Raw genomic sequence first — 16,710 nt, 5'->3', positions numbered from 1 at the left:
TCTCAGCGTTTTTGTCTGGATAAAACGTTGCGGCCCAGGCGTTCAAGGGCCGCGCGCAAATCACCATCGTTTACGTCACGCGACACTTTGTCTGCCTCGGCAGCGATTTCGGGTTTGATTTCGGGTTTCGCCGGCTTCGGCTTGTGGTCGAAACTGGCCTGCCCCTCGGCAAATCCTGTCGGAGCGGTCTGCGTGATGTGCACGCGACTGATCGCGTTATAGCCATAAACCGCATTCACCTTGCCGCGCAGCTGTTCTTTCTGCATTTCCAGCATCGGCGCCTGCGGGCCGGTGGTCAGCAGGGTCAGCGTCGCCCCTATCCCACTTTTGCCGTACCCAACCTTGACGGGCCGCGCGATGGCCGCAATGTCCTGCCCCACGATCTCGGCCCAGTGGGTCAGCAGACGCGATACGGCAAACCCCCGGCTTTCACCGGCCTGACGGATCTGATTGTTCAGCAATGTTGCGGTCCGTTTGAACCCGCGGGTGGTCGAACGTCTCGGTCGCATCTGGTTTCCAACTCCTGCGCGGCTATTGTAATGGGCAGAACAACGGGCGCCAGCGAAACCCGACAGGGAGAGGCATAAAACTTGCGTGACATCACTGAAATTAACGTCAGCACGACGTTGCTGGACTGGTACGACCGTCACGCACGCAAAATGCCGTGGCGTGTCGGCCCCGCGGACCGGGCTGCCGGGGTCCGCCCCGACCCCTACCATGTCTGGCTGTCCGAGGTGATGTTGCAACAGACCACCGTTGCCGCCGTGCGGGACTATTTCCTGCGCTTCACCGCGCGCTGGCCGTCCGTTGACGCCTTGGCAGCGGCACCTGACGATCAGGTCATGGGGGAATGGGCCGGTCTGGGTTACTACGCCCGCGCCCGCAACCTGCTGAAATGCGCGCGCATCGTGACTGATGTGCATGCGGGCCAGTTCCCCGACACATATGACGGCTTGTTGAAACTGCCGGGTATCGGTCCCTATACCGCTGCCGCCATTTCCTCCATCGCCTTCGACCGCCCTGAAACGGTTCTGGACGGCAACGTCGAACGGGTCATGTCCCGGCTTTACGACATTCACGATCCCCTGCCTGGTTCGAAACCACAGTTGAAGGACAAGGCGGCCGGCCTGACGCCGCTGGAACGGTCCGGCGATTATGCTCAGGCGGTCATGGATCTTGGCGCGACGATCTGCACCCCGAAATCTCCGACCTGTGGCATTTGCCCCCTGCGCGCGCCCTGCCAGTCCCGCGTAGCGGGCACGCAGGCGGAATTGCCCCGGAAGACGGCCAAAATGCCGAAACCCACACGATACGGGCATGTCTATATTGCCCAGCGCGGGGATGGTGCGATGCTGCTGGAACGCCGACCGGACAAGGGATTGCTGGGGGGGATGCTGGGCTGGCCTGGTTCGGACTGGTCCGACACGCCGATCGAATCGCCACCTTTTGCGGGAAACTGGCAGGTCCTGCCAGCGGAAGTGCGCCACACGTTCACCCATTTCCATCTGGTGCTGCGCATCTGGGCGGCGCCCTTGCCTGAAAACACGGCCCCGGCGGGATTGACCATCATTGAAAAACACGCATTCCGACCCGGTGACCTGCCGACCGTCATGCGCAAGGCTTACGATCTGTGGCGCGACCATTGAGCCGTTGAATCACAGCTCAATGCCCGGCTAGTGTCGGGCCACACTTGCGGAGCCCGACCATGATCGCACAAGACACCCTGTCACGCTGGCATTCGGCCCTGCCCTTTTGGCTTTCGATCCTTCTGATCCCCGTGATCTGGGTAACGGCCGTTCTGGGCGGCGCATGGGTTCTGCTGGTTCCGTTGTCGACATGGTGGACCTTTGCCCTGCTTGACCGTTTGACGGGGATGGAGCTTGAAAATGGCGACCCGGATACGCCCGATTCCATGCTTGGCTGGTATATCTGGCTGACTAAAATCTGGGTCCCGCTGCAGTTCCTGACATTGTTCGGCCTGATCTGGTACGCCACGCACACGGACCACCTGAGCGTGGCTGCGAAGATCGGCCTTTTCTTCGGCATGGGTGTGCTCTCGGGCACAATCGGGATCAATTACAGCCACGAGCTGATGCATCAGAAAGGCCGGCTTGAGCGCTGGCTGGGAGACATCCTGCTGTCCATGGTTCTGTATTCCCACTTCCGCTCTGAACATCTGCTGGTGCATCACCGCTACGTGGGCACGCCGCGCGATCCGGTCACGGCGCGTTACAACGAAGGATTTCACCGGTTTTATCCCCGTGTCCTGCGCGAATGTCTTGTCTCGGCGTTCCGTGCGGAAAAGGCCAAACTCGGCCGCAAGGACCGGCCCTGGACCGACCGGTCAAATCCGTTCTGGCGGTATTGGGCCCTGCAAGGAGGGATGCTGCTGCTGGCGATTGCATTGGGCGGTTGGTCCGGACTAGGCCTGTTCCTGCTGCAGGCCGGAGTCGCGGTCTGGCAGCTTGAACTGGTGAACTACGTGGAACATTACGGTCTGACCCGGAAACATCTGGGCGACGGAAAATACGAACACGTCCACCCGCACCATTCGTGGAACGCATCGCAAAAGGCATCGAACTGGCTGCTGATCAACCTGCAACGCCATTCGGACCATCATTACAAGCCGAACCGCCGCTTCCCGCTTCTGCAACACCATTCCGAGGACACCGCCCCCCAACTGCCACACGGCTATCCGGTCATGACCATTGCCGCGATGATCCCGCCATTCTGGCGGCAAGTGATGAACCCGCGGGTTCGCGCATGGCGGCGTCAATATTACCCCGATATCACGGATTGGGGCCCCTACAACAAGGCGCGGAACCCGATGCCCAAAGCCTGACCGCAGCACGCCCCGGCGTGCTGCCCGGCCCAACGATTTGGATTGCATCTGCGATGCAGGATAAATCGGCGGGAGCGCTTGCTGCTCAAAGTACCCAGACATCCACGGGCGTCTCAACACCGCGCACGGCCTGGTTTTCCCGTTTTGTGAACCCATCCAGCGATGAGAGCTGGTTTTCCTGCTTCGCCTGCCTGAACACCGCGTCACTCAGGACAACCCGCGCGCCCAGGGTTCGGGTCGTCGCCTCAAGTTTCGCCGCCACATTGACTGCGTCTCCGATCACCGCGAATTCCAGCCGGTTCGCCCCGATATCTCCCAGCACCACCGAACCATAGTGAACGCCGATCCCCACATGGATCTCGGGCTCACCCGCGCGCCGCCGTTCCAGATTCCATCTATCAATCACACCCACCATGTCGCGGGCGCAGGCCACCGCGTTGCTAGCGTCCAATGATGTGGGCACCGGGGTACCAAACGTGGCCATCAACCCGTCCCCAAGGTACTTGTCCAGCGTTCCGTGATGCCGAAACACCTCGGTCTCCATGCGCGCGTGAAACCCGCGCAGAACTTCGATCACCTCGTAAGGATCACGACCGGCCGCAAACTTGGTGAACCCGACAATGTCGATGAACAGGACAGCGATGTTTTCCTTACGGATTTGCTTGAGCGGTTCGTCATTCTGGCTCAACTCGTCGACTACATTTGGCGAGAAATACCGCGACAGATTGGCCCGCTCGCGCACAAGCCCCGCATTGCTCAGCAGTAGCCGGTTGAGACGCCGCATCGATACGCCAAGGGTCACTGCGACCATCAGAAAGACAATCACCTCCTGTACGCGCTGCGACACCATGAAGCTGTTGGGATCAAGCAGTTCGGCCACATCCGGATACCCTTTCAGGGCTTCTGCCACCCGCTCGCTGATGCCTGGAATGGGCGTTGCCACCCACCAGGCGATGATCCAGCCGACTGTCCACATGGCCGCCGTCCAGGTGCCCAGCGCAACAACGGTACGCCAGGAATAGGCAAGCGTACCCGCAGCCAGAATAATGAAGAAATACTGGAAGTTATCGAACCGGTACTGCATGGCCAATGGTCGGACATCGTCGCTGAACGGGTTTGGGATGATCATCCCCAGGGTCATAATCATCAGATCAACAAAGATCAGCAGCAGTTCGATTCGCGATTGCCCCACTCGTCCAGCACGCCGGATCAGCCAGCCATTTGCGCAGATCAGCAGCAGAATGAAATGGTAATACAAAACCTCAGGGTGCGGGTTCAGAAAGATCAGCAGAACTCCCGTCAATCCCATCGCGATCCACCGCGCGCGTACTGCCAGTTCCAGCCCCTCGCGCTTGTGCTGTTCCATCGCTGCCAGAGTATACTTGTTGTCCAGATCGTAACTGTCCGGTTTCGTGAAGAAAAAACGGTCAAATCGGGATGTGCTGGCCGTGGTGTCCGTCATGGTTGCTGCTCCGTTGTTGCACGGCTGGAAACCGGAATTGTTGCCATCCAAGCATCGTGCGGCGCAAAACAAAAGACCCCGCCGAAAACGGCGGGGCAAGGCTTAGTGCCTTGTGTCAGGCCACAGGCACCGGCGGTATTGGTAAATTCAGTTGTGCATCTCGGCCCGAATCTGCTGGCGCAGCACGTCGATCGGCACCGTCTTGCCGTCGCGCTTGAAGCACCAGTAGGTCCAGCCGTTGCAGGACGGCGCATTTTCCAGATGTGCACCGACCTGATGAATCGAGCCTTTGACGTTCTGGCCCACCAGCGTTCCGTCCGCACGAACCTTGGCCTTGTGGCGCTGGTTCATCGAATACAGCTCCTCGCCCGGGCGCAGCATACCGCGTTCGACCAGCTGGCCGAACGGCACACGCGGCTCGGCGCGTTTGCTGGCGCTGACCTCCAGCGCTTCACGGTCGAACTTGCGCACTTTGGCAATGCGTTTCTCGGCAACCTTGCGATAGCTTTCCTCGCGCTCGATCCCGATGAACTCGCGTCCCAGCATCTTGGCAACAGCACCGGTCGTGCCCGTACCAAAGAACGGGTCCAGAATGACATCACCGGGATTGGTCGAGCCGATCAGAACACGGTGCAGCAGTGATTCCGGCTTTTGCGTCGGATGCGCCTTGTCACCGTTTTCATCCTTCAGACGCTCGTGCCCGGTGCAGATCGGCAGCACCCAGTCACTGCGCATCTGCACGCCTTCGTTCAGGGCCTTCAGAGCTTCGTAGTTGAACGTGTACTTCGCACCTTCGCGCTTGGACGCCCAAATCATCGTCTCGTGTGCGTTGGTAAACCGCTTGCCACGGAAATTCGGCATCGGGTTGGATTTACGCCACACGACGTCATTCAGAATCCAGTACCCGGCATCCTGAAGGGCGGATCCCACGCGGAAGATGTTGTGGTAAGAGCCGATCACCCAGATCGCGCCATTCGGCTTCAGCAGGCGATGCGCCGCCTTCAGCCAGTCCCGCGTGAACTGGTCGTAGGCACCAAAGCTGGAGAACTGATCCCAATGATCGTCGACGGCATCCACCTGGCTGTTGTCAGGGCGGTGAAGCTGGCCTTTCAGTTGCAGGTTATATGGCGGGTCTGCAAAGATCAGGTCCACCGACGCCTCAGGCAGACTGTTCATCACATCGATGCAGTCGCCGGATAGAATCGTGTTTATAGGGAGCGCCGCCGCGCCCTTTGTCTTGATTGTGGTCATTTCACTGCCTCGGTTCCACGGCGCTTTTGCGCTCATTTGGTTGAGACAAGGATGAGTCAAAGACGATTCGCCGTCAATTTCTTTTTTGAATCAGCAACTTACGATTTACTCTTGATACAAGATATTGTGGACCGGTTTAAACGAACGTCTATGATGTGGGGTGACACCAAGATTTTGCAGCGCGTCGCGATGCTGTTTTGTCGGATATCCGGCGTTTGCCTCCCACCCATAGCCGGGATGCTGTTGCGCCAAATCCACCATCACCCGATCGCGCCGGTTTTTCGCGATGATCGAGGCCGCCGCAATCGACAGCGATCGGGCATCCCCCTTGACCACCGCCTGGGACGGCAGTTTCAGCCCGCGCGGAATCATGTTGCCGTCGATCAGCAGAAAATCCGGGGCCGGGTCCAAAGCCTGAACCGCGCGCGTCATGGCCAGATGCGAGGCACGCAATATGTTGAGTTCATCTATTTCCGGCACCGAAGCCTCGCCCAACGCGATTTCGGCCCGTTCGCGCAGCGCAACGTCCAGCGCTTGGCGGCGCTTTGCGGTCAGTTTTTTGGAATCGTTCAGACCTTCGGGGATATCATCGGGGTTCAGGATGACCGCAGCGGCAACCACAGGTCCGGCCAGCGGGCCGCGCCCGACTTCGTCAACGCCGGCAACCCTGATATGCCCCCGCGCCAGAAGCGCCTGTTCCAGATCGAAATTCGGTTGTGTCATACTTCCGGCAAAGCGCTTTTCGGCCAATACCGCAAGAAAAAAGAGAGGGCAGCCTGCGCCACCCTCTCCTGCACGGCGCTTCTGTGGCGCCGCTCCTGCTCGAAACACGTTACTGGTGAACCACACGGTATCCTTGCTGGCGCAGGCATGCGGGTTCGTATGCCCGCTTGACCTTTTTGCCATCCCAGAAACCAACTTCGCACTGGCGGGGCAGGCTATCGGAATATCGGTAATGCTTGCCGAGGCATTTCGGCGTCAGCAGGGGGCGCTTGTTCGAATACGACTTGAAGGTGCGCAGGCACCGCTGCGGCAGGTCATATCGTGCCAGCCGCTGCGGCCGCGGGCGCACCGGGTAGTGATCGACGACGGGGGGCTGGTAGACCGGAGCGTGCTGCCGTGTTGCCTGATCCGCGCGCCTTTCCTTGTTGTAGTAGTGAACACCTGCCCCAATCAGGGCCAGCGCCGCCAATCCGCCCAGCAGATCCCTGGTGTCGGCTGCGCGCGCCTGTGACACGGAAATGCCGGTTATCGTGATGGCGGTCGCAACGATCAGCGCAATGAATTTCCTGTGCATTATGCCTGTCCTTTGTCTTTTTGCGGGCGGCCTGCTCACGGCCGGGAACTTGATGACCAGAACCTGGGGCCGACCATGCCGGACAAGCAATAACGGGCGGTTGTTATCCGATATCAGCGTCGCAAACCCCTTGAGATATTGAATTTCCGGCCACCTCATGCGCAGGATGCGGCCTATGAAACAGATCCTCACTTCTCTGGCCTTCATGGCCCTGATATCGCTGGGACCCACTGCGGCGGCGGCCCAGTGTTATGCGGATTACAAGGCCAAACAGGACAACCCCCTGCGGCTGCATTACGGCGTCATGCAGGTTGCAGCCTGCGACAAGGGACAGGCCAAATCCGAGGTCGCCCAACGCCTCGGCGCTTCGGGCTGGACCTTGTTGAACGTCATATCCGTATTCGGACCCGAAGGATTGGATCAAAGGAAGGCAAATGCCGGAAAATTCTTTCTCCGTTTCTGAGGCCCGGCGATCCGGTGCGCGGCTAGTTGGCGCGGGCATTGCCGCGATTGTCCTGATTCTGGTTACGGCGGCCGTCTTCCTGTTCTGGACCCTGCCAGATGCAAACGCCTTCAACGCCCGTGTCGAGCGCCTGTTCATCGAGTCCGATCTGACTTCGCAAACCGAGATTCGCCTGTTGGAGATTCTGGCCCAATCCGGCACGGCATTTGCCGACACGCTGTCCAGCTACCGGATGGTGATCTTTGTCCTTTTGGTCTTTGCCAGCGCGATGCTGATCTCGGCCCTGGTGTTTCTGGTGATGCTCGTGCTGCTGAACCGGCGCATGGCGCAGATCGAACGGACGGGCATTCAGGTGACGTCGCTGCTGATCAGCCGCGAGGAAAACACCGTCTATCTCAACAACATGGATTTCAAACTGACCCCGGCGGCGATGGAAACCCTGTCGGTTCTGGCCGAGTCCCGGCTTGATGACGAGGTTCTGTCCGGCGCTCAGATCGAAGCGATGATTTCGGGCAGGGATGCCGCCGACTGCGACGAGGCCGCCGGTGCCACCCGGATCAAGCGGCTGCGTGATGCATTGGGCAATCAGATGGTCAGCGAATTGCTGGTCAAGAATATTGCCAAAAAGGGCTATATGCTTTCGATCGAAAAAGACGTCATTCAGATGGTCTGATCCGCAGGCATTGCCGCGCACAATTCTGCAAATCATCGTTAACGCCCTTGGAAAACCGGCGGTGAAGGCCCATCCTATAAAGACCTGCGCCAGCGGAGGTTGATGATGAACATCCACGCCACACCTGAAACCAAAGGATATGGAATCTCGGTCGAACGGCTGAAGGGGCGGATTGCGATATACCGCGATCAGATCCTTCTGGCGGAAAGCGCAAACGCCAAGGTCATGTATGAAACACGCCTTGCGCCGACGATCTACATACCCCGCGAGGATGTCTGCGTTGATCTGAGCGATGAAACCGAATTGCAGACCTTCTGCCCATTCAAAGGCACCGCGACTTATCATGATGTGATTCTGGCTGGCGAGCGCCTGGGAAATTCCGTCTGGGCGTATGAGGACGCCCTGCCCGAAAGCGCCGCCATACAAGGTCACATCGGGTTCATGCGCAATGCGTATACCGATCTGGATCTAGGGGAAAACACGCTTCGCGAACCGCAGGATGGCAACATCAGCGGCCCTCTGATCGATTGGCTGATGCGCGGCGCATCAGAGAACGAAACACCCGAAGCCTTTACCAAAGCCCTCGCGGAAAAGATGCTGGACCATGGCATTCACATTCAGCGCCTCAGCATTCTGGCCTGGTCCCTGCACCCGCTGATCGCGGGAAAACACTACATCTGGGAAAAAGGCGCGGCCGAGATTTCGACCAACGTCCCGACCTATGAAATTCACGATCACCCCGCCTATATCAACAGCCCGTTGCGCCACGTCTCAAACGGGCTGGGCGGGGTACGTCAGCGGCTGAACGACGATAACCCCCATAACAGCTTTCCGATCATGGAAGACCTGCGCGCAAAAGGCGCCACCGATTACGTTGCCATGCCGCTGCGCTTTTCGGACGGGCGCACCAATGTGCTGACCCTGACCTGCGATCACCCGGATGGGTTCACCACCGAAAACCTCGGGCTGGTCTTTGAATGCTCAGCCGTAATCGCGCGGTTTTACGAGGTGTTCATGCAGCGCGAAAACGCGCAGGTACTGCTGGAAACCTATGTCGGCAAACGCACGGGCGCACGGGTTCTAGGCGGCGAGATCCGACGCGGCGACGGCGACGAAATCGATGCCGCCATCATGTTCTGCGACCTTCGCAATTCTACCAGCCTTGAAGAGAAACTGGGCCGATCAGCCTATATCAACCTGCTCAACGATTTCTTCGAAACGGTTTCGGGGATCGTGCACGAAAACGGTGGCGAGGTTCTGAAATTCATCGGTGACGCGGTTCTTGCGGTGTTTCCGGCAGGCGACGATGCCGCCGCCGCCCGCACCAATGCGCAGCGTTCGGCCATCGGGATCGTGGAAAAACTGGCCACCCTGCGCGGGGAGGGCTCAGATGCGCATTGCGACTGCTCGATCGGGTTGGCCTATGGCCGGGTGACGTATGGCAATGTCGGCTCTCGCGAGCGGCTGGATTTCACCGTCATCGGTCAGGCCGCCAATATAGCGGCCCGGCTTGGTGAATACGGGAAGTCGGCAAACCACAGGATCGTCGTGTCAAAGGACATTGAACCCGCCTGTTCGAACGCCGTTCCCCTGGGAGAGGTCAGGCTGCACAATGTATCGCAGCCCATAATCTCATTTGCTCTCAAAACGGCTGCGGACGCGGTGCTGGACGGCTGACATACGATGAGCTTGAGGGCGCGCCAGACTTATGCGTTTTTTGGGCATGACACGCCGCCTGCTTCAAGGGACTAACGCCATCATCTGCGCCACTGCAACCGCCGCATTGCAACCGATTGCAAGTTTCGTGCAAAGGTGCATAGTGCTACTATGAAATTACTTCCTAGCCTCCCCCCAATCCACAGACACCAATCATGAGTGTCACGCTCAAAGATGTTGCAGCCCTTGCCGGCGTCTCGCGCTCGGCGGTCTCGCGCACGTTTACCGAGGGCGCGTCGGTTTCGGCCAAGACCCGCAGCAAGGTCGAAAAAGCCGCGCAGGAACTGGGGTACAGCCCCAACGCGCTTGCATCCTCTCTGACGACAGGGCGGACCAAGCTGATCGGGCTGATTTCCAACAACTTTCACAACCCGATATTTCTTGAGGTGTTCGACCAGTTCACCCGCGCCCTGCAGGAACGCGGGCTGCGCCCGCTGATTGTCAATCTGACGGACGAAACGGAGCCCGCGAATTCGGTCAGGATGCTGCGGCAGTATTCGGTTGATGCGGTGATTGTCGCCTCGTCCACTCTGCCGCCAAGCTTTGCCAAGGCGTTTCACGATGCAGGCGTCCCCGTTGTGCACACGTTCGGTCGGTCTGCCACCTCGCCCGAAGTCCACGTCGTGGGGATCGACAACGTGGAATGCGGTCGCATGGCCGCGCGTGAGTTGATGGCACGCGGCTACAAGCGTGTCGGATATCTGGGTGGCCCCAAGGATGCGACTTCGGCCATGGACCGGTATCGCGGGTTTATGGAAGAGGTCGAAAAATACACCGACCTGGAAGTGTCCCATTCTTTCGCCGACAACTATTCGTTTGAAGCCGGGCGCGCCGAGATGCTGCGACTCCTGGAAGGGGCTCCGGCTGATGGGTATTTCTGCGGCGATGACATCCTTTCGATCGGGGCGTTGTCCGCCCTGTCGGATCACAGGCTGAAGCCGGGCATCGATATCGGCATCATCGGTCTGAACGATATGGAAATGTCGCGCTGGGAAAGCGTGAATCTGACGACCATTCACCAGCCGATCAAGCAGATCATCACCTCGTCCGTCGATCTGGTCGAGGAGATGTTGAAGGACCCCGCCCGGTATCCCGAAGCACGTATCTTCCCTTGCCGGGTGATTGAGCGGGGCACGTTGCGGCCCCGCTCATAATCAGCGGAACATCGGCGGGCGGGCGTCTTTCCAGACGCCTTCTTCTTTCGACGAAGCGACCGCGGCATGAACCGCCGCGATCGAGCGGACGCCGTCCGACGGCGTAGGCAACCCGTCACGAATCTCACCCCGGATGGCATCGGCCAGATCGCAATAGATGTTGGCCACGGCCAGTGGGAAACCCTCGGGGTGGGCGATGGCAACGCGGGACAGACGCTGAGTCTCTTCATGCAGACCGCCCTCGCCTTTTTCGATGATCTGGGTTCTGCCGCCCACGGGTGTATAGATCAGCTGGTTGGGCTGTTCCGAGGTCCAGCGCAACCCACCGGTTTCGCCAAACACCTGAATGTCGAACCCGTGCTGACGTCCGATGGCCACGGACGATGTCCAGAGCCGTCCAACCGTGCCTTTCTGCGTGCGGAAATTGATCATCGCATCGTCTTCAAGCACGCGGCTCGTAATGGTCGAGGCCAGATCGGCCGAGAGCTTTTCGACCTCGTCGTCGCAGATGAAGCTGGCCATGTGCAGGGCGTGAATGCCGCAATCAGCGAACTGGCCCGAAACGCCCGCCATCGCAGGGTCATAACGCCAGCGCACACGGGGGTTGTCGGCATCCGTGGCGTCGCCGTGATGTCCGTGGCTGAAATTGGTCACCACCAGCCGCACATTGCCGATCTCGCCCGCCCGCACCATGGCGCGGGCCTGGCGCACCATCGGATAGGCGGAATAACAGTAATTCACGGCGCAGATCTTGCCCGAGGCCTGCGCTATGCGGACGATCTCTTCGCCTTCTTCGACGGTCATGGTCATGGGCTTTTCGCACAGCACGTTGAACCCGGCCTCAAGAAAGGCTTTCGCGATCTCGAAATGCGTCGCATTCGGGGTGGCGATCGTCACCAGATCGATGCGGTCGGGGCGGTCCTTTTCGCCCGCCAGCATGTCCTGCCAGCCTCCATAGGCGCGATCGGCAGCAATTCCCAGTCGCTGCGCATATTCGCGGCCCACATCGGGGCGGTGATCCAGCGCACCTGCCGCAAATTCAAACTGCCCGTCCGCCAAAGCGCCCAGACGGTGCGCGGGTCCGATCTGGCTGCCTTCGCCACCGCCAATCATTCCCCATTTCAGCTTTGCCATGGTTTTTCTCTCTGTAGAAATTTGGTGTTTTTGCGATCAGAAATCGCGGATCTCTGTCCATTGCCGCTGTTCCGAAGATGCCAGTGCAGCCGCCAGCACGCGGTTGACCTCATGCCCGTCGCGGAAAGTTGGCCAGATCGGCTCGCCAGTGTCGATGGCCTGCAGGAAATCCTTGGCCTCGATGATGATCTGGTCCTGATAGCCGGTGCCGTGACCCGGACCCTGACAAAAGGGTTCATAGTCGGGGTGTGCGGGGCCAGTCAGGATTTTTGTAAATCCGCGATGCGCCTCGGGACCTTCGCGGCGATAGAACCAAAGGGCGTTTTGGTCTTCCTGATCGAACCGAAGCGCGCCCTTGGTGCCCGAAATCTCATATGCGTAGCCCATCTTACGCCCGGTTGAGATGCGGCTGACATAGATATTGCCCATCGCGCCATTTGCGAACCGGCACATGATCTGGGCATGGTCGTCATTGGTGACTTTGCCGCCTGGGCGGTTTTCGTGGACGGTTTCAACTTCGGCCATCACCTCGGCAATCGGTCCCATCAAGGCAAGCGCGCCATTGACCATATGGGGCGCAAGATCGCCAATGGTTCCGTTGGCCATGCCCGTTGTGCGCCATGTGGCCGGAGCGTCGGGATCGGCATAAAAGTCCTCGGTATGTTCGCCCCGGAACCAGGTGACATCACCCAATTCTCCGTCAGCAATCAGTTTCCGTGCAAATTGAGTCGCGGGCGTTCGGACATAGTTGAACCCGACCATGTTCGCGACACCGGCCGCTTCGGCTGCGGCAACCATTGCCTCGCCATCCTCCATCGATGCGCCCAGGGGTTTTTCGCACAGTACCGGCTTGCCCAGGGCAAAAGCCGCCTCGGCAATCTGGCGGTGGGTATCCTGCGGCGAGGCGATGACCACGGCCTCGATCTCTGGATCGTTGACCAGCGCCCGCCAATCACCGGTCGCGCGATTGAATCCATAAGCAGCCCGATACCGTTCTGCGCTTTCAGGGCTTGAGGCGCAGATCATCTCGAGACGCGGACGCAATGAGGTGTTGAACACCGCGCCCACCGCCGCCATGGCAACGGAATGGGCCTTGCCCATATAGCCGCCACCAACAATTCCAATTCCGATTTCAGGCATCTGTCACGGCTCCGAACATATCATTTGCAACCGGTTGCAAAATCAGTATCGTGTGAATCGATTCAACGCAAGGTCCAAACTTTGCCGACCCCATTTTGCCGGAGGACATGACTTGAGCGCTTTGATAGATGGTATCAAAGGAAACCGGTTTGCCGTTTTCGGGCGCGCAGGCATGGATTTGTTCGCGACCCCGATCGGTGTCAAAAGCGAGGATGCCGATACCTTCCACGCCGATCTGGGTGGCTCGTCCGCCAACATATGTGCCGGTCTGGTCAAGCTGGGCAGCCGGGCATCGCTGGTCACGTCGGTTTCGGACGACGCCGTTGCACGGTTTTGCCTGAACCGGTTGCGGCACTACGGCGTGGATACATCCTACATCCGCGTGGTCGGCGGTGAATACCGCATGTCCATGGCGATCTATGAAAGCACGACCGAGAACTTCCAGAACGTGATCTATCGCAACGGCGCGGTCGATTTCCAGGTCACGGCAGAGGATGTGGACAAGGTCGACTACGGCGCCTTCTCCGCCGTCCTTTCTGCCGGAACGGTGTTTGCTTCGGAACCCTCACGCAGCGCCACGTTCCGCGCCTTCGAGAACGCGCGCAACGCAGGTCTGCCGGTGATTTTCGACATCGACTATCGCCCCTATAGCTGGCCTTCGCCCGAGGTTGCCGCCGACGTCCTGTCCCGGGCAGGCGAGGCGAGCGACCTGATCGTGGGCAATGACGAAGAATTCGGGTTCATGGCGGGTGGCATCGACAAGGGGTTTGCCAAGGCCCGTGAACTGGCCGCAAAACCGGGCCGCGTCGTGATTTACAAGATGGGCGAAAAAGGTGCCGTGACCCTTGCTGACGGTCAGGAGATCACGACCGGAATCTACCCTGTCGATGCGATCAAGCCCGTCGGCGCCGGCGACAGTTTCATGGCCGGTCTGCTGGCCTCAATTGCGGCGGGGTATTCGCTGGAAGATGCCGTGATGCGTGGCTCGGCCTGTGCCTCGATTGTGGTGTCGCAACCCGGTTGCGCCCCCGCCATGCCGACGACGCCGGAACTGAACGCTTTTTTGGCCGCGCATCCCGGCCCCACCTCATAGGAGTTTGATATGCATATCGCGCCATATGACAACCGGAACAACCCGATCGTCGACGCGGACGATCCGACCGTTCCGCTGAACTATTTCAACATCGTCAAGCTGAAGAAGGGCGAGGCGTTCGAATATCAGGTGCCCGGCTATGAGACCTGCATCGTGCCCGCCACCGGCATTGTCGATGTCGATGTCGAAGGGGTTCAGTTCCCCCGGTTGGGCAACCGGGGCGACGATGTCTGGGACGGCGAGCCGGAAGGTGTCTATGTGCCGGTGGGCGCAAAGGCGCAGATGGTCTGCGTGTCGGACGAGACCGAGGTGTTTGTTGCGGGTGCAAAATACGACAAGGTTCTGGATCCGTTCGATGTGCGCCAGCATGACCTTGTGCAATACGGCAGCGACGACACCAAAACGCACCGCAAGATCAAGCACATCCTCGGCCAGAAACAGCATGACAAGGTTGGTCGCCTGTTGGTCAGCGAGTTGTTCACAGTCGGTCAGGGCGGATGGTCGGGTTTCCCCAGCCACAAACACGACACCAATCGCTTGCCGGACGAATCCCGGCATGACGAGACCTACAATTTCCGTTTCAAACCCAACTGGGGGTCTGGCCTGCAAATGCTGCAGCGCGAGGACAACGAACCCGGCGATGCCTATCATATTGTCGACGGATCCACGATCTGCATCGACAACGGCTATCATCCCTGCTGCGTACTGCCGGGGTATGAGATGTACTATTTCACCATCCTCGGCGGCCTCAGCCAGCGCTCGCTGGTGCAGTATTTCCAGCCGACACATGCCTACCAGATTGAGACGATTCCAGGCATCAAAGACATGATCGCGAAATTCAAATGACCCTTGTTACGCTTTCCGAAGTTCTGAGGCCCGCCTATGAACAGGGCTATGCCGTGGGGGGCCTTGTCACGCTGGGCTGGGAAGACATGCGCGCCTATGTAGCTGCGGCCGAGGCGGAAAACGCACCGGTGATCCTGCAGGCGGGCCCCAGCTGCCGCGAGCACACGCCGTTGCCGATTCTGGGCAAGATGTTCCGGCATCTGGCCGAAAACGCCTCGGTTCCTGTCGTCGCGCATCTGGACCATGGCTACACGTTCGAGGAGTGCAAAATAGCGCTGGACAGCGGCTTTACCTCGTTGATGTTCGATGGGTCGCGCAAGCCACTGCAGCAAAATATCGATGAAACGGCGGCGATTGCCGAAATGGCCCATGCGGCCGGGATTTCCTGCGAGGGCGAGATTGGTTTTGTCGGCTATTCGGGGGGCGAGGGATCAAACGGAACCGATCCGGAAGAAGCTGCAAAATTCGCCCGCGAAAGCGGTGTGGATGCGATGGCGATCTCGGTCGGAAATGTCCACTTGCAGGAAAACAAGGAAGGCGGTCTGGACGAGGACCGCATCGCGCGGATCGACGCGATGACAGACGTGCCATTGGTGATTCATGGCGGCTCCGGTGTGCCGGTGGAACAGCGCAGCCGGCTGGCGCGCGACAGCTCGATCTGCAAATTCAACATCGGAACCGAGCTGCGCATGACCTTTGGCGCCGCGTTGCGCGACGCGGTCAACCGCGACCCCGACCGATTCGATCGTGTCACCATTTTGAAAGAGACGCTTGATCCGGTCGAAGCCGCCGCCCGTACGGTGATCCGCGCATTCGGCGCCCCACCGCAGCGATAATCGTCAGACCGTAAAGGCCGCCCGGAACGCGGCCAGCGCAGTTTCGGGATCCTCCAGCGCGTAGGCTTCCAAGCCCACCGGTCCCCGGTACTCGAGATCATATAGTGCACGCGCGACCGAGGCGTAGTTAACCTCGCCCGTTCCGGGCTCGCACCGGCCGGGATTGTCAGCCACTTGAATCTCGCCGATCCAGGGCAGGCATTTGTCGCACCAGCGGATCAGGTCGCCTTCGCCGATCTGCGTGTGATAGAGATCCAGATTGATGCGCAGCTGAGGGCGGTTAACGGACGACACCAGGGCCAGAACGTCTTCGGTCGATCCGAACGGACAACCGGGATGGTCCAGTTGGTTGAGGTTTTCCAGCGTGAAGACCACGCCTTCCTCCTCGGCCAGATCACAAATGCGGTTCAGCGTATCGCGCGCTTTCAGCCACATCTGGCCGGTCACGACATCATGCTGCCAGATTGGTATGCCGCTTTCGCCCAGACCCGTTCCATGCAAATTCAGGCGTTGTACACCCAGCCGCTTGCCGACCTGTGCCGACTCGCGTGCGGTTTTCAGCAGCATCTCGGCGCCTTCTTCGTCGGCCAGTCGTCCTTCGACATAGCCGTCCATGATGGTGAATTCCGCGCCGGTGGCTTCAAGCTTTGGTATGTCCAGATCAGGCCAGCTCCAAAGCCCCACGCCGAACCCCATTTCCTTCAGCCGCGCCGCCCGCCAGTGCAGAGGTTTATCCAGCCAGAGCATCTCGGCGCAGGCCGCAAGTTGAAACGGATGGGACATGCCAGCTCTCCTTGGAAATC

At 59.5% G+C, this 16,710-nt stretch carries 17 protein-coding genes; 9 read left to right on the top strand and 8 right to left on the bottom strand.

Annotated elements, in window-relative coordinates:
• Positions 1 to 2: 2 nt before the first annotated feature.
• Positions 3 to 509: a DUF721 domain-containing protein gene (locus ACR0J2_RS14335; protein ID WP_480812982.1), complete on the bottom strand. Its 507-nt coding sequence runs from the start codon at positions 507 to 509 to the stop codon at positions 3 to 5.
• A gap of 81 nt (positions 510 to 590) precedes the next feature.
• Between ACR0J2_RS14335 and mutY the strand changes: the two genes are divergently transcribed.
• Positions 591 to 1,646 carry an A/G-specific adenine glycosylase gene (mutY, locus tag ACR0J2_RS14330; RefSeq protein WP_480812981.1) on the top strand — a complete coding sequence of 352 codons (1,056 nt, stop codon included), beginning with the start codon at positions 591 to 593 and terminating at the stop codon, positions 1,644 to 1,646.
• 59 nt (positions 1,647 to 1,705) lie between these two features.
• Complete coding sequence (locus tag ACR0J2_RS14325) at positions 1,706 to 2,842, top strand: alkane 1-monooxygenase (protein WP_480812980.1); 1,137 nt, start codon at positions 1,706 to 1,708, stop codon at positions 2,840 to 2,842.
• An 85-nt stretch (positions 2,843 to 2,927) separates the two neighbouring features.
• On the opposite strand, the gene ACR0J2_RS14320 is transcribed toward ACR0J2_RS14325, so the two are convergent.
• The 4 genes from ACR0J2_RS14320 to ACR0J2_RS14305 form a co-directional block, all read right to left on the bottom strand.
• Complete coding sequence (locus tag ACR0J2_RS14320; RefSeq protein WP_170807291.1) at positions 2,928 to 4,304, bottom strand: adenylate/guanylate cyclase domain-containing protein; 1,377 nt, start codon at positions 4,302 to 4,304, stop codon at positions 2,928 to 2,930.
• 147 nt (positions 4,305 to 4,451) lie between these two features.
• A complete protein-coding gene (locus ACR0J2_RS14315; protein WP_170614222.1) occupies positions 4,452 to 5,555 on the bottom strand; it encodes a site-specific DNA-methyltransferase in 1,104 nt (367 codons plus the stop codon).
• A gap of 105 nt (positions 5,556 to 5,660) precedes the next feature.
• Complete coding sequence (locus ACR0J2_RS14310) at positions 5,661 to 6,278, bottom strand: ribonuclease HII (RefSeq protein WP_170807290.1); 618 nt, start codon at positions 6,276 to 6,278, stop codon at positions 5,661 to 5,663.
• Positions 6,279 to 6,387: 109 nt separating this feature from the next.
• Positions 6,388 to 6,852: a hypothetical protein gene (locus tag ACR0J2_RS14305; protein ID WP_321249627.1), complete on the bottom strand. Its 465-nt coding sequence runs from the start codon at positions 6,850 to 6,852 to the stop codon at positions 6,388 to 6,390.
• Positions 6,853 to 7,027: 175 nt separating this feature from the next.
• Between ACR0J2_RS14305 and ACR0J2_RS14300 the strand changes: the two genes are divergently transcribed.
• The 4 genes from ACR0J2_RS14300 (at position 7,028) to ACR0J2_RS14285 (ending at position 10,858) form a co-directional block, all read left to right on the top strand.
• Positions 7,028 to 7,315 carry a hypothetical protein gene (locus tag ACR0J2_RS14300; protein ID WP_480812979.1) on the top strand — a complete coding sequence of 96 codons (288 nt, stop codon included), beginning with the start codon at positions 7,028 to 7,030 and terminating at the stop codon, positions 7,313 to 7,315.
• On the top strand, positions 7,287 to 7,988 hold the full coding sequence (locus tag ACR0J2_RS14295; protein WP_480812978.1) for a winged helix-turn-helix domain-containing protein: 702 nt from the start codon (positions 7,287 to 7,289) through the stop codon (positions 7,986 to 7,988). Before ACR0J2_RS14300 ends, ACR0J2_RS14295 begins: the two co-directional genes overlap by 29 nt.
• Positions 7,989 to 8,093: 105 nt before the next feature.
• Positions 8,094 to 9,665 carry a DUF427 domain-containing protein gene (locus ACR0J2_RS14290; RefSeq protein ID WP_480522910.1) on the top strand — a complete coding sequence of 524 codons (1,572 nt, stop codon included), beginning with the start codon at positions 8,094 to 8,096 and terminating at the stop codon, positions 9,663 to 9,665.
• A 194-nt stretch (positions 9,666 to 9,859) separates the two neighbouring features.
• Complete coding sequence (locus ACR0J2_RS14285) at positions 9,860 to 10,858, top strand: LacI family DNA-binding transcriptional regulator (RefSeq protein ID WP_480522737.1); 999 nt, start codon at positions 9,860 to 9,862, stop codon at positions 10,856 to 10,858.
• Here ACR0J2_RS14285 and ACR0J2_RS14280 read toward each other — a convergent pair whose 3' ends face one another.
• Together ACR0J2_RS14280 and ACR0J2_RS14275 are read right to left on the bottom strand one after the other, a co-directional pair.
• Complete coding sequence (locus tag ACR0J2_RS14280; protein WP_480812977.1) at positions 10,859 to 11,992, bottom strand: Gfo/Idh/MocA family protein; 1,134 nt, start codon at positions 11,990 to 11,992, stop codon at positions 10,859 to 10,861.
• A gap of 36 nt (positions 11,993 to 12,028) precedes the next feature.
• Complete coding sequence (locus ACR0J2_RS14275) at positions 12,029 to 13,132, bottom strand: Gfo/Idh/MocA family protein (protein ID WP_480812976.1); 1,104 nt, start codon at positions 13,130 to 13,132, stop codon at positions 12,029 to 12,031.
• A 112-nt stretch (positions 13,133 to 13,244) separates the two neighbouring features.
• Here ACR0J2_RS14275 and iolC point away from each other — a divergent pair, with 112 nt between their 5' ends.
• From iolC to ACR0J2_RS14260, 3 genes are read left to right on the top strand one after another with little or no spacing between them, the layout of a single operon-like run.
• Positions 13,245 to 14,225, top strand: a complete 981-nt coding sequence (gene iolC / locus ACR0J2_RS14270; RefSeq protein ID WP_480812975.1) for a 5-dehydro-2-deoxygluconokinase — start codon at positions 13,245 to 13,247, stop codon at positions 14,223 to 14,225.
• 9 nt (positions 14,226 to 14,234) lie between these two features.
• The gene (locus ACR0J2_RS14265) at positions 14,235 to 15,071 is read left to right on the top strand and encodes a 5-deoxy-glucuronate isomerase (RefSeq protein ID WP_480812974.1); all 837 of its coding nucleotides are present in this window, start codon (positions 14,235 to 14,237) and stop codon (positions 15,069 to 15,071) included.
• Complete coding sequence (locus ACR0J2_RS14260; RefSeq protein ID WP_480812973.1) at positions 15,068 to 15,907, top strand: class II fructose-bisphosphate aldolase; 840 nt, start codon at positions 15,068 to 15,070, stop codon at positions 15,905 to 15,907. Before ACR0J2_RS14265 ends, ACR0J2_RS14260 begins: the two co-directional genes overlap by 4 nt.
• 3 nt (positions 15,908 to 15,910) lie before the next feature.
• On the opposite strand, the gene ACR0J2_RS14255 is transcribed toward ACR0J2_RS14260, so the two are convergent.
• Positions 15,911 to 16,690: a TIM barrel protein gene (locus ACR0J2_RS14255; RefSeq protein ID WP_480812972.1), complete on the bottom strand. Its 780-nt coding sequence runs from the start codon at positions 16,688 to 16,690 to the stop codon at positions 15,911 to 15,913.
• Positions 16,691 to 16,710 lie beyond the last annotated feature (20 nt).

It is taken from the genome of Ruegeria sp. CG4 (assembly GCF_056537185.1).
The sequence above is the reverse complement of the archived record's forward strand: the minus strand, read 5'-3'. Positions and strand labels throughout refer to the sequence as shown.